Here is an 11878-nt window from a genome sequence, read left to right on the forward strand (position 1 = left end):
CGCACGCCATGCGCGCGTCAGACCCGCTTGCTCATGCCGTCGTGCCGCACACGCTCGTCGGCCGAATCGTGGGGCCGGTCATTGGGCAGGTTGTTGGGCAGGTCGAGCGGTACGTCGTCGTCCATGTGATCGTCGTCGTCGGCGAGGTCGTCGATAATGTCGCCGATGGCGCCCGGCGCGACGCTCATCGTCGGCCGCAGCGCGGTGCGTGCGTCGTCGGGCGCGCCGCAGTACTGGCGCAGCAGTGCGGCCTCGCGCTCATGCACTTCGACCGGAAACCAGCGCGCGCCGGCCGACGCGAGATAACGCGCGCGGTGCTGTCCGTTGCGGAACGCGACCACGCCTTCGTGCTCGAGGCCGAGCCAGCCGATCAGACCCGGCGCGCGCCGTGCGCTAATCGTCACGTAGGGCATCTCGGGAATGCGCGCATTGGCGGGATCGAGAAACTCGCGAATACCGCGCACCTTGCCGGAATGCCATTCGTCCACCGGATGCAGCACGTAGTCCGTGTCGTCGCGCTCGGCACACAGCAGCAGCTTGCGCGCATCGACGAGGACGACTTCATGGCGGGTTCCATCGACGGCGAACACGCGTTTTAGCCGCACATGGTCATACCATTCGTGGTCGTGCAGGTGAACGACCCAGACAAGCTCGCTAGAGGGCGGTGCTGAATTCGACATCGACGGCTTCGGATGAAAATGAACAGTGGGTCGCCTCCGACATGCCCGCACGCCGCGTGCGCAGAACCGATCGAACCGGCATGTAAAAGGTGATTACGCTACGAGTCGATTGTGAAAAGGCCGTGTCACTTAGGCAAGCGATTTCACCACGCAGTTGTGGTATTTCGAGCAAATCGAAACATGTGTTGCGACGACTCCGATCGACTTGCATCGGGAGATGACGATGACCCTCGAAACATTCGGTGAACATGTCCGGATCGAAGCGATCGATGCGGTCGCAACGATCGTGCTCGATCGAATCGAGCGCCGCAATGCTGTCGATCGCCCGACAGCGAACGCGCTGTCCGAAGCCTTCGCGCATTTCGAAACTCACGCTGACTGGCGCGTCGCCGTGCTGTTCGGCGCGGGCGGCACGTTCTGCGCGGGCGCCGACCTCACCGCGCTCAACGACGACACGCGCCGCAACGAGTTGCATGCCGACGGCAGCGGTCCGGGCCCGATGGGTCCGACGCGCACGCCGTTCTCGAAGCCCGTGATCGCCGCGATCTCGGGCTACGCGGTTGCGGGCGGCCTCGAGCTTGCGGCGATGTGCGATCTGCGTGTCGTCGAACGCTCCGCAGTGCTCGGTGTGTTTTGCCGGCGCGTCGGCATTCCGCTCATCGACGGCGGTACGATCCGGCTGCCGCGGCTGATCGGCTTATCGCGCGCACTCGATCTGATTCTGACGGGCCGCGCGATCGGCGCCGACGAGGCGTTTGCCTTCGGACTTGCGAACCGCATCGTCGATAACGGCACGGCACGCCTCGCGGCCGAACAGCTTGCCGCGGAACTGGCTGCGCTGCCGCAGGCGGCATTGCTCGCCGACCGCCGTTCGGCATTCGAGCACAGCATGCTCGACGACCTCGCCGACGCACTGCGCCGCGAAGGCGCGGGCGGCTATGCGGCGGTGTTCAGCGAAGGAATGGCGCTCGCCGCGCGCTTTGCCGACGGCGCCGGAAGACACGGAAGCGCGCTCGATTCGTCGGACGGTTGATTCGCGCCTGTCATTCACGTCTGTCATGCACGTCTGTCATGCGCGACTTTCGCTCGCACCCTTTCTCAACGCATACGAAAAAAACAACAGTTGTTGACATCGCCCATTGCATGGGTTTCGGCTTAGGTACAATCCCCTACTGGCTTTCCCTGTCCGCCCCGACGCGCTTCGTCCCGAACGCGCGCGAGCGCGGTGCGCCGACGCTCCGATCATGCCCCTGCCCCTCTTTGCTCTGGCCATTGCCGCATTCGGCATCGGCACGACTGAATTTGTCATCATGGGGCTTCTGCCCGACGTCGCGCGCGATCTCGCGGTGTCGATTCCGGCAGCCGGCATGCTGGTGTCGGCCTATGCGCTCGGTGTCACGATCGGCGCGCCGATCGTCGCGATCGCGGTCGCGAACATGCCACGCAAAAAAGCGCTGATGAGCCTGATCGGCGTATTTATCGTCGGCAACCTGCTGTGCGCGATCGCGCCGAACTATGCGGTACTGATGATCGCGCGCATCGTCACTGCCTTCTGTCACGGCGCATTCTTCGGCATCGGATCGGTGGTGGCCGCGGGCCTCGTCGCGCCGAACCGTCGCGCGCAGGCCATCGCGCTGATGTTCACGGGCCTCACGCTCGCGAACGTGCTGGGCGTGCCGCTCGGCACGGCGCTGGGCCAGGCGGTCGGCTGGCGTTCGACGTTCTGGGCGGTCACCGTGATCGGCGTACTCGCCGCCGCCGCGCTCGCGGTCTGCCTGCCCTCGCGCATCGAGATGCAGAAGGCGAGCCTGCTGCACGAATTCAAGGTGCTGAAAAATCCGCAGGTGCTGATGGTGCTCGGCACGAGCGTGCTCGCCTCGGCAAGCCTCTTCTCGACCTTCACCTACATCACGCCGATTCTCGAAGACGTGACCGGCTTTACGCCGCATGCGGTCACGCTCGTACTGCTGCTGTTCGGCCTCGGTCTGACGGTCGGCAGCACGCTCGGCGGCAAGCTCGCCGACTGGCGGCCCGTGCAGTCGCTGCTCGCGTTCCTGCTGGCGATCGTCGCGATTCTCGTCGTGTTCGCCGCGGCCATGCATGCGCAGATCCCCGCGCTCGTCACTGTGTTTGCATGGGGCGTGCTCGCCTTCGCGATCGTGCCGCCGCTGCAGATGCTGATCGTCGATCGCGCCAGCCATGCGCCGAATCTCGCGTCCACCTTGAACCAGGGCGCATTCAATCTCGGCAATGCGACCGGCGCATGGCTCGGCGGCATGGCGATCGGCGCGGGCGCACCGCTCACGGCGCTGCCGTGGGTTGGTGTCGCGACGGCGGCCGGCGCCGTCGCACTGACGCTGTGGTCGGTGTCGCTCGAGCGCCGCGCGCAACGGCTGGCCGTGCCGGGTTGAGGCGCGTCGCCCCGCACGCGGCGACGCGCTCGCGTAGTAGCATCACGCCCGATGAAAGTCATCCTCTCCCGCGATTTTGTCGCGCTCATTCTGAGCGTCGCCGTGGTCGGGCTCGGCATGGGCGCCACGCTGCCGCTCACTGCGCTCGCCCTCACCGACGCAGGCTACGGCACCGATGTCGTCGGCCTCCTGACCGCGGCGCAAGCCGGCGGCGGGCTGGTCGCCGTGCCGCTGACCGGCTCGGTCGGCGCGCGCTTTTCGGGCCGCCAGGTGATTGTCGGCGCGGTGCTCGCGGTGGCGCTCGCCACCGCGTTGATGCAGGTCACGGCGAATCTCTTCGTCTGGGCCGTGTTGCGCGTCGTATGCGGCTTCGCGCTGATGCTGCTCTTCACGTTCGGCGAAGCATGGGTCAACCAGCTCGCCGACGACGCGTCGCGCGCCCGCGTGATCGCGATCTACGCGACGAACTTCACGCTGTTCCAGATGGTGGGGCCCGTGCTCGTCAGCCGCATCGCGCCGTTCGCCGGCTGGCGCTTTCTTGTATGCGGCGCGATTTTTCTGCTCGCACTGCCGATGCTCGCGGCGATCCGCACGACGCCGCGCGTCGCGGGCGAACACGAAGCGCACGGCAACTGGCGGCACGTGCTGCCGCGCATGCCCGCGCTCGTGATCGGCACCGGTTTTTTCGCGCTGTTCGATACGCTGGCGTTATCGCTGATGCCGCTCTTCGCGATGACGCACGGCTTCGCAGCGAGCATCGCCGTGCTGTTCGCCTCGGCGATGCTGCTCGGCGACACGACGCTGCAGTTTCCGATCGGCTGGCTCGCGGACCATCTGGGCCGTGAGCGTGTGCATATCGGCGCGGCCGTGGTCGTCGTGCTGCTGCTGACGTTACTGCCTTGGGCGATCGCCGTGCCGTGGCTGTGCTGGCCGCTGCTCTATGTGCTGGGCGGCGCGGCCGGCGCGATCTATACGCTGTCGCTCGTCGCATGCGGCGAGCGCTTTCGCGGCGCGGCGCTGGTTTCCGCGAGTTCGATTGTCGGCGCGTCGTGGAGCGTCGCGAGCTTCGGCGGACCGCTCGTCGCCGGCGCGCTGATGAAGCGCATCGGCAACGATGCGCTGATCGCCGTATTGCTCGCGAGTGCGCTTGCGTTTCTCGTGGCGGCCGTCTGGGAGAAGCGGCGCGGCGCGGTGCGGGCCTTGCAGTAGCACGAGGCAACACCGGGCAACCGCGGGGCAACCCGGGCAATCGGGCGCGCTTCACGCTTCTCGCGCGCCTCGCTCTTCTCACGCCTGCGCCGGCAGGATCTCCCCGACACACGTGCCGAAGCCCACGCGATACCCGTCGCCCTGACACCAGCCGGCAAGCGTCAGCTCGTCGCCGTCTTCGATAAACGTGCGCGTGCCGCCGCCTTCGAGTTCGATCGGCGTCTTGCCGTTCCACGTCAGCTCGAGCAGGCTGCCGAACGAACCGGCGGTCGGCCCGCTGATCGTCCCGGACCCCATCAGGTCGCCGACCCGCGTATTGCAGCCCGACACCGTGTGATGCGCGAGCTGCTGCGCCATCGTCCAGTACATATGGCGGAAGTTCGTGCGCGCGATCGTCGTCGCGTGACGCGCATCGCGGGCACGCATGCGCACCTCGAGCGCGATATCGAACCCATGCCTGGCGTCCGCGCGATGCCTCAGGTAATCGAGCGGCGCGGGCTCCTGCACCGGCTGCGCGACGCGAAACGGTTCGAGTGCGTCGAGCGTGACGATCCACGGCGAAATGCTCGTGGCGAACGTCTTCGAGTTGAACGGGCCGAGCGGCACGTATTCCCACTGCTGGATATCGCGCGCACTCCAGTCGTTGAGCAGCACCATGCCGAAAATATGCGCTTCCGCGTCGGCGCACGCGATCGGCTCGCCGAGCGCATTGCCGCGGCCGACGATAAAACCCGTTTCGAGTTCGATATCGAGCTTGCGGCACGCGCCGAACACGGGGCGCGGCGTATCGGGCAGCTTCAGCTGGCCATTGGGCCGCCGCAGCGGCGTGCCGCTCACGACCACCGACGACGCGCGCCCGTTGTAGCCGATCGGCATCTCGAGCCAGTTCGGCAGCAATGCGTTGGCCGGATCGCGGAACATCGAGCCGACATGGGTCGCATGTTCCTTCGACGAATAGAAATCCGTGTAGCCGGGAATCTCCACCGGAAGATGCAGCGTCGCGTCCGACATCGGCACGAGGGCGCGCGCTTTCAGCGCTTCGTCATCGCGCAGGCGCGGGTTGCCGCGCTCGAGCAGCGCGCTGAGTTGCACGCGCACGCCGCGCCACGCATCGCGGCCGAGCGCGATAAACGCGTTCAACGAATCGCGCGCAAACACGCTTGCGTCACCATTCTGCGCGACGGGCGAGTTCGGCACTGCAGTGAGAAGCCCCGCGCGTTCCAGCGCGGCGAGATCGACAATCCGGTCACCGATCGCCACGCCCGCGCGCGGCGCACGATGGTCCGGATCGCTAAACACGCCGAACGGCAGGTTCTGGATCGGAAAATCGCATGCCGGATCGTTGGCTGTCTCGATCCAGCTCTTGCGCGACGCGTCGAGCGTCGCCTGAAGGTCACCGCCGATGCTCATTGCTTCTCCGCGTTGAAATGTTTCTTGAGGCCTTGCCAGCAGTCGGCGTAATCCGTTTGCAGTTGCGCGCTTTCGAGCGCAAAACGCGTGGGCCGGATCAGCGTGCGCGTCTCGAACATGAACGCCATCGTGTCGCCAACCTTGTGCGGTTTCGTCGTATCGCTGTGCGATGCCTTTTCGAAGGTCTCCGCGTCCGGTCCATGACCCGACATGCAGTTGTGCAGACTCGCGCCGCCGGGCACGAAGCCTTCGGCCTTCGCGTCATAGGCGCCGTGCACGAGCCCCATGAACTCGCTGGCGACATTGCGGTGAAACCACGGCGGGCGGAACGTATCTTCGGCGGCGAGCCAGCGCGGCGGAAAGATCACGAAGTCGAGCGTATCGACGCCCGGCGTGTCGCTCGGCGATTGCAGCACGAGAAAGATCGACGGATCCGGATGGTCGAAGCTGATCGAGCCGATCGTATTGAAATGCCGCAAGTCGTACTTGTACGGCGCGTAGTTGCCGTGCCACGCGACGACGTCGAGCGGCGAGTGATCGATATCGGCGCGCCAGAGCTGCCCGTTGAGCTTGGCGACAAGCTCGAACGCCCCTTCGCGGTCTTCATAGGCGGCATGCGGCGTGAGGAAATCGCGCGGATTCGCGAGCCCGTTCGAGCCGATCGGTCCGAGGTCCGGCAGCCGCAGCAGCGCACCGAAGTTCTCGCAGATATAGCCGCGCGCGTCGCCATCGGGCAGCGCGACGGTAAAGCGCACGCCGCGCGGAATCACCGCGATTTCGAACGGCTCGACGTCGAGCTTGCCGAGCTCGGTCGCAATGGCGAGACGCCCGTGCTGCGGGACGATCAGCAGTTCGCCGTCGGCGCTGTAGAAGTAGCGGTCCTGCATCGAGCGGTTCGCCGCATAGAGATGAATCGCGCAACCGCTCATCGCTTCCGCGGCGCCGTTGCCGGCCCAGGTCACCCAGCCGTCGATAAAGTCGGTCGGCTTCGACGGCGTCGGCAGCGGATTCCAGCGCAACTGGCCCGGCGGCGTCGGCGGCGCGCCAGCGAAGTTCGCAACGAGATGATTCGACGGCAACGGCGCAAAGCGCCCGTGCATCGCCGCCGGGCGGATGCGGTACAGCCACGAACGCCGGTTGTGTCCGCGCGGCGCGGTGAACGCGGTGCCGGATAACTGCTCGGCGTACAGCCCGTACGGCGCGCGCTGCGGCGAATTGCGGCCTTGCGGCAGCGCGCCGGGCAGCGCTTCGGTTGCGAATTCGTTGGCGAAGCCGGATTGGTAGGGCGGGTGCGCTTCGTGGGCCGACTGCCGGGCGCTGCCGGCGGCACCGCTCTCGCGCTGCGTCGATGGGGTCATGTGAGGTCTCCGTTGCTTCGATTCTGTCGATTTACGAATGGTAAAACGAATTACGTTTAGTGAAACTCACGTAAACCCTGGTGTGTTCGTGCCCGAATACATCCATATCAGTAATTGGTTAGTCGCGATTTAGCGCCCGCTGCTACCATCAGAGGATGCGAAGGCCCTCGATGCGGCAACGGCCGCCATTCCAATTCGAACGCGACTGATCGCCCCGACACGTTACGTGCGCGTCACATGCGCGCCACACCTGCGCTCACCCATGATCCCGTTGAACATTTCCGAACTCGTTGATCGCGCATCGACCCTTCCGTTTCTCCGCGAGCATGTGCGCATGGGCACCGGCATCTGGCGAGACACCGCGGTCGCGCAGTACGCCGGCTTCGAGATCGGCAGCGCGTACGAACCGATCTTCGACATCAGCGTGCATGCGCTCGCGCAATCGTTGTCGTCGGCGCCGCAAAGCGCCGACCGCTTCGGCGACGAACTCGGGTTTCAGGCGGTCACGCAGCAGCTGAACGGCACGCACATCGATACGTTCGATCCGTTCGAACACGTATCCGACGATCAGGAACTGGTTGCGCTCGACCGCATGTCACGCGGCATGCATGCGATCAATTTTTTCGGCGCGCAGCGGCACGGGTTGCTGTTTCTGCGCGTGCATGAGCGCCTCTTGAAGAGCGTGCGTTACGACCACGGAAGGCACTTCTCGACGGTGCTGATCTCGTTCGGGCTCAATCCGTCGCGCATCGTGATCGAGCTGCCGCCAGCGGCTGTCGCGCATCGCACGTTTCTCGGCTATCTGACGAAGAGTTATCAGCACTACGGCTTCAAGGTGGCCGGGAATCTGCCAAACGCGGGGCAGATTCTGTCGGTATCGGATATGGCGCGGCTCGATTTCGTCAAGATGGACGCGGGCGCCGCGTTGCGCGATGCGATGGTGAAACCGCTCGTCGGCTATGCAAACCGGCTTCGCATCCCGTTGATCTTCGACCGCGTTGCGACCGAGGCGCAGTTCGAGATGCTGCAGCAATACGATGTGCGGTTCGTGCAGGGGCCGTTGTTCGCGGGCAGTGAGAATCGGGTGGCTTGAGGGTGGCTTGAGGGTGGCTTGCAAGCGCGCTGAGGTTGCCTGCGGGTAGCTCATGCAAGCCGTTCATGCGCGCCGCCCGGCACGCCCGCTACGCGCGCCGGACCGTGTCGCCGAGCCGCTCGGCGAGCGCCTTCAGGCGCGGCGCGACACGCTCGCGAAACACGTCTTCTCCCATCGACGATGCCGGCCCGCTGCAACTGAGCACGAGCCATCGTCCGTCGCGCGGATCGCGAAACGGCACGGCCACCGCGTTGACGTCGTCGTGCCACGCGCGAAACGAATAACAGCAGCCGGCTGCTTCGAACGCGTCGATTTCCTCGCGCGCGTCCTTCAATTGCGTCGCGCCTGAACTTCCCGCCGCTTGCGTGAGTTCGCCGAACAGCGCCTCGCGCACATCGACCGGCTGCACCGCCAGATACGCGCGGCCCATCGAACTGGTCAGCATCGACAGCTTCGAACCCGATGCCAGCCCAAGTGTGAGCGCAGTCTCGCTGCGGATGGTCTCGAGATACACCATATCGAGCCCGTCGCGGCAGCCGAGCGACACCGCCGCGCCGACCTCGCGGGCAAATGCGCGCAGATGCGGCCGCGCCAGTTCCAGCGTATCGGTGCCCGATAGCAGCGCAAAACCGAGCGACAACACACCTGCGTCGAGCGCATATTTGCCGAGCGCCTCGTCGAAACGCAGATAGCCGAGCACCGTCAGCGTATAGGCAAGGCGGTTGACGGTCGCCTTCGGCAATCCCGTGCGCTCGACGAAGTCGCGATTGCCGAGCAGCGTCTCGCCGGGCCGGAATGCGCGCAGCAGATCGAGGCCGCGCGCGAGCGCGACGACGAATTTGCGCTCGTCGATCGACGGTGCGGAGGCAGTCATCGGGTGGTACACTCGAATGTCATTTGCAAAACATTGTTTCGCACAGCGGAACAAAAGTCAAGCAATCGTGCTGATTGGCGTCCATCAGGCCCCGTCGGGCATCGGCCAACCGGCATTCGAGCGATTCAGCATTTCAGGAGATCCATCATGGCGCGCGCGCATTTCCACTGGGACGACCCGCTGCTTTTCAACCAGCAGCTCACCGACGAAGAACGCATGGTGCGCGATGCCGCCGCCGCGTATGCGCAGGACAAGCTCGCGCCGCGCGTGCTCGAGGCGTTTCGCCACGAGAAGACCGACGTCGCGATCTTCCGCGAGATGGGCGAGCTGGGCCTGCTCGGCCCGACGATTCCCGAGCAGTACGGCGGCCCGGGTCTCAACTATGTGAGCTATGGGCTGATCGCGCGCGAAGTCGAACGCGTCGATTCCGGTTACCGGTCGATGATGTCCGTGCAATCGTCGCTCGTGATGGTGCCGATCTTCGAATTCGGCACGGACGCGCAGAAAGACAAATACCTGCCGAAGCTCGCGAGCGGCGAATGGATCGGCTGCTTCGGTCTGACCGAGCCGAACCACGGCTCCGACCCGGCCAACATGGTCACGCGGGCGAAGAAAGTCGACGGCGGCTATGCGCTGTCCGGCTCGAAGATGTGGATCACGAATTCGCCGATCGCCGATGTGTTCGTCGTCTGGGCACAGCTCGAAGAGAACGGCGAGGACGACATCCGCGGCTTTATCCTCGAGAAAGGCTGGAAGGGGCTCAGTGCGCCGGCGATTCACGGCAAGATCGGACTGCGTGCGTCGCTTACGGGCGAGATCGTGCTCGACGACGTCTTCGTGCCCGAGGAAAACCTGCTGCCCGGTGTAAAGGGCCTGCGCGGGCCGTTCACGTGCCTGAACTCGGCACGCTACGGCATCGCGTGGGGCGCGCTCGGCGCGGCCGAATCGTGCTGGCACACGGCGCGCCAGTATGTGCTCGATCGCAAGCAGTTCGGCCGCCCGCTCGCCGCAAACCAGTTGATCCAGAAAAAGCTCGCCGATATGCAGACCGAGATCACGCTCGGTCTGCAAAGCGTGCTGCGCCTCGGCCGCATGAAAGACGAAGGCACCGCGGCAGTCGAAATCACGTCGATGATGAAGCGCAATTCATGCGGCAAATCGCTCGAGATTGCGCGTACCGCGCGCGATATGCTTGGCGGCAACGGTATTTCCGATGAGTTCGGCGTCGCGCGGCATCTCGTGAATCTTGAAGTCGTGAACACGTATGAAGGCACGCACGATATCCACGCGCTGATTCTCGGACGCGCTCAGACAGGAATTCAGGCGTTCTTTTAAGTTCGCTGACGAATTCGGATCTCGCGGGCGGCTTTTTAAGATTTGTCCAATTCGTGCGGATGAAGCGTCCGCTTAAGGTGTCGGCAGCATTTTTGTGATGCGCCGATTCCGATCTTCGACGCGGGGTCGACAGACAGACTCGGCGCCGATCGACCCGGAGACACCATGAGCGAATCCGTCCGCACCGGCGCACAACGCGGCCAACGCGGCCTGACCGAATCGAGCTTTGCGCGGCCCGGCGCGCCCGTCTTGCACGGGTCCGAAGGCATCCGCTTCGACTTCAATTACGGCTGCCGCGTGCAGGTGCCCGTCGACGGATGGCGCGTGCGGATGCTCGATCTCGACACGCACAACGTCGTGTTCGATGAAGCGGTGCAAGGCGGCGAGACGGTGACGAGCCGGCGCAAGTACTTCGTGCGCACGCTGTTGCAGGTGTTCGACGGCAGCCGGCTCGTGTTCGGGCATGCGTTCGATGCGGCGCGTCGACCGGTGCTCGTGCGTCTCGCATCAGCCGCGCTCGGCGACTCGATCGCGTGGCTGCCCGTGATCGATGCGTTTCGCGAGCAGCACGACTGCGACCTGCACGTCGCGGTGCCGACGCATCTGCAGCCGCTGTTTCGCGAGGGCTATCCGGCGCTGAAGCTCGTTTCCGAACGCGACATTCACCTGCTCGACGCCACCGGCGCGCCCTTCTACGCGACCTACCACATCGGCCTCTTCTCCCCCTACGATGAACGCGACCACCAGCCGACCGACCCGCGCGTGAGCAGCATGCAGGACGCGGCCGCCTATATGCTCGGCGTGCCGCCCGGCGAGCGGCGGCCGCGGCTCGTCGTCGCGGATCCTGCGCGGCGTATCGCTGAGCCGTATGTCTGCATCGCGACGCAGGCGACCGCCCAATGCAAGTACTGGAACAATCCGCGCGGCTGGCCGACGCTGATCGAGCATCTGAAGCGCCTCGGCCTGCGCGTGCTGTGCATCGACCGCGACCGCGAATACGGGCTGCCCGGCGCACTGAACCGGATGCCGCAAGGCGCGGAGGACTTCACCGGCGAACGGCCGCTGCAGGAGCGCGCGAGTCTTCTGATGCATGCCGAGTTTTTCGTCGGACTCGGCAGCGGCCTGTCGTGGCTGGCCTGGGCGGTCGGCACGCCGGTCGTCATGATCAGCGGCTTTTCGCATCCGAAGACCGAGTTCCACACGCCATGGCGCGTGATTAACTTTCACGCGTGCAATAGCTGCTTCAACGACACCGCGCACGAATTCAATGCCGACGATTTCGACTGGTGCCCGCGCCGCGCGGGCAGCGAGGCGCAGCGGTTCCAATGCACGGCGGCGATCAGCCCGGAGTTCGTGATGCGGACGGTGGACAGCCTGATCGATGCGCGTTGTGCCGCCTGAGTCTCCGGACAAGGCTCGAAAGCTCAGCCGGAAATGAAAAAGCCGGGCCGCGGGTGCTGCTCACCCGCGGCCCGGCTTTGCTTTTGCATCCGCCCTTGTTTCGGCCG

The 11878-nt window shown here is 65.3% G+C and carries 9 protein-coding genes and 1 pseudogene; 6 read left to right on the top strand and 4 right to left on the bottom strand.

Going from position 1 to position 11878, the window contains the following annotated elements; all coding sequences use genetic code 11:
- Positions 1-170: 170 nt before the first annotated feature.
- Positions 171-680: pseudogene (locus ACYPXD_RS25365) on the bottom strand (plasmid fertility inhibition factor family protein); the annotation flags it as partial.
- Between the two features lie 223 nt (positions 681-903).
- Between ACYPXD_RS25365 and ACYPXD_RS25370 the strand changes: the two are divergent.
- From ACYPXD_RS25370 to ACYPXD_RS25380, 3 genes are all read left to right on the top strand, one after another.
- A complete protein-coding gene (locus tag ACYPXD_RS25370) occupies positions 904-1713 on the top strand; it encodes a crotonase/enoyl-CoA hydratase family protein (RefSeq protein WP_459717561.1) in 810 nt (269 codons plus the stop codon).
- 211 nt (positions 1714-1924) lie between these two features.
- A complete protein-coding gene (locus ACYPXD_RS25375; RefSeq protein WP_459717564.1) occupies positions 1925-3091 on the top strand; it encodes an MFS transporter in 1167 nt (388 codons plus the stop codon).
- A gap of 51 nt (positions 3092-3142) precedes the next feature.
- On the top strand, positions 3143-4300 hold the full coding sequence (locus ACYPXD_RS25380; protein WP_459717567.1) for an MFS transporter: 1158 nt from the start codon (positions 3143-3145) through the stop codon (positions 4298-4300).
- 78 nt (positions 4301-4378) lie between these two features.
- On the opposite strand, the gene fahA is transcribed toward ACYPXD_RS25380, so the two are convergent.
- Positions 4379-5710, bottom strand: coding sequence for a fumarylacetoacetase (fahA, locus tag ACYPXD_RS25385; RefSeq protein WP_459717570.1), 1332 nt, complete (start codon positions 5708-5710; stop codon positions 4379-4381).
- The gene (hmgA, locus tag ACYPXD_RS25390) at positions 5707-7068 is read right to left on the bottom strand and encodes a homogentisate 1,2-dioxygenase (protein WP_459717573.1); all 1362 of its coding nucleotides are present in this window, start codon (positions 7066-7068) and stop codon (positions 5707-5709) included. Before hmgA ends, fahA begins: the two co-directional genes overlap by 4 nt.
- 262 nt (positions 7069-7330) lie before the next feature.
- Here hmgA and ACYPXD_RS25395 point away from each other — a divergent pair, with 262 nt between their 5' ends.
- Positions 7331-8161, top strand: a complete 831-nt coding sequence (locus ACYPXD_RS25395; protein ID WP_459717578.1) for an EAL domain-containing protein — start codon at positions 7331-7333, stop codon at positions 8159-8161.
- Between the two features lie 88 nt (positions 8162-8249).
- Here ACYPXD_RS25395 and ACYPXD_RS25400 read toward each other — a convergent pair whose 3' ends face one another.
- Positions 8250-9035, bottom strand: a complete 786-nt coding sequence (locus ACYPXD_RS25400; RefSeq protein ID WP_459717582.1) for an IclR family transcriptional regulator — start codon at positions 9033-9035, stop codon at positions 8250-8252.
- Positions 9036-9182: 147 nt separating this feature from the next.
- On the opposite strand from ACYPXD_RS25400, the gene ACYPXD_RS25405 reads away from it, so the two are divergent.
- Both ACYPXD_RS25405 and ACYPXD_RS25410 read left to right on the top strand, forming a co-directional pair.
- Positions 9183-10370: an acyl-CoA dehydrogenase gene (locus ACYPXD_RS25405; protein WP_459717585.1), complete on the top strand. Its 1188-nt coding sequence runs from the start codon at positions 9183-9185 to the stop codon at positions 10368-10370.
- A 165-nt stretch (positions 10371-10535) separates the two neighbouring features.
- A complete protein-coding gene (locus ACYPXD_RS25410) occupies positions 10536-11771 on the top strand; it encodes an autotransporter strand-loop-strand O-heptosyltransferase (protein ID WP_459717588.1) in 1236 nt (411 codons plus the stop codon).
- Positions 11772-11878 lie beyond the last annotated feature (107 nt).

Source organism: Paraburkholderia sp. 2C, from assembly GCF_054589215.1.